General features: G+C 32.9%; 2 protein-coding genes. Both read left to right on the top strand.

Translation table 11 applies throughout. The features are described 5' to 3' along the window. Positions 1-190 precede the first annotated feature (190 nt). Positions 191-679 (top strand): GNAT family N-acetyltransferase, encoded by a 489-nt coding sequence (locus ACFWE9_RS26965; protein WP_230162792.1) that lies wholly within the window; start codon positions 191-193, stop codon positions 677-679. A 304-nt stretch (positions 680-983) separates the two neighbouring features. Continuing rightward, positions 984-1,337, top strand: a complete 354-nt coding sequence (locus ACFWE9_RS26960; protein ID WP_377359679.1) for a hypothetical protein — start codon at positions 984-986, stop codon at positions 1,335-1,337. The last annotated feature ends 36 nt before the right edge of the window (positions 1,338-1,373 follow it).

Below are 1,373 nucleotides of genomic sequence, written 5' to 3'. Positions count from 1 at the left end.
AGACTTAAACTGAACCGCCGTATACCGAACGGTACGTACGGTGGTGTGAGAGGTCGGAGGCTAGGCGCCTCCTCCTACTCGATTTTATGCAACTATCGGGGCAGATTAGTGGAAAAAGGACAAATTCATTTAAAAGTAGAATTTATACAAATCAAATAGAAATAAATTAATAGGAAAGAGTGGTATTCCAATGACCGTTTCTTTAATTCCAATTTCTAAAGATAAAAAGCATATTTTACAGAACTTGTATTCACTTTATTTATATGACCTCTCAGAGTATACCGATAGTTTAAAGATTTCATCTAATGGTTCCTTTGAATTTGATTCATTTGATTTAATTTGGGAGAGAGAGGGTTTATCCCCGTATTTACTAAAAAAGGATACAACGATTGTTGGATTCTTATTACTCTTGGAAAGACCTTTTTTAGAAAAAGACTATGATTACAGTATTAATGATATTTTTGTGTTGAAAAAATACCGAAGAAAAGGTATTACAATAACTTTGTTAAAAGAATTGTTTGAACAAAAAAAGGGGAAATATTACGTACTTGAATTAATTAGTAATAAACCTGCTATTCTATTTTGGAAAAATGTTTATAGTAAACTTAATATAGCCTTTGAAGAAAAGAAACAGAATGTTGATAATGAAGAATGCTTAATCCAATCCTTTCGTATTTAAAGAAAAATTTATCCTTATTGAACGAATGGGTGCGTTAGCTTAAGAGCGAAGCTGTCTTTAAGGCAGCTTTTTTTTAGGGCACAAACGGGGCAGTATAGTCCAACAAACGTAGTGACTAGAACTGTAAAAAGATGAAGATGAAGCAACCAAAAGATGTTTGAACCTAAGAAGCTATAGTCATTTTTAATCATTTCAATAATCAGTTTATTCTGATATTATAAAAGGGATAAAGATTGGAGGAGGAAATAACATAAAAAGCTTATTTTCAATCTTAGGTACCTTTGTGTTAGTTCTGGTAGGTGGAATGGTATTAGGTACTTCTTCTGCTCAAGCAAGTGTTCCTCAGTATTCTTTTCAAACAGAAGATGGAAAATGGGATGGTGAAATTGGAAATCCTAACCAAGGTAGTAACTTAGAGGTAGAACTAGTTTCCCCAATCTATTTAAAGACCTCATCTGGAAGTAAGTTATTGACTAATTATAGTAACTTATGGTCTCGTCTCTGCAATGCTAGTACTGGAAAGTGCACAGGCTATCATAGCTTAGCAGGTGGAAAGACATTATTCACAGGTATGAAAATAGGTAAATTTTATGTTGATGTGAAAGATGGATATTCCTCTGGAAAAGTATATGGAAAACTACAAATTGTTTTCAAATAACCTGTATTACTTGCTACCCATTCTTAATGGGTAGCT

Source organism: Peribacillus sp. NPDC060253 (assembly GCF_042727425.1).
GTDB lineage: Bacteria > Bacillota > Bacilli > Bacillales > DSM-1321 > Peribacillus.
The sequence above is the reverse complement of the archived record's forward strand: the minus strand, read 5'-3'. Positions and strand labels throughout refer to the sequence as shown.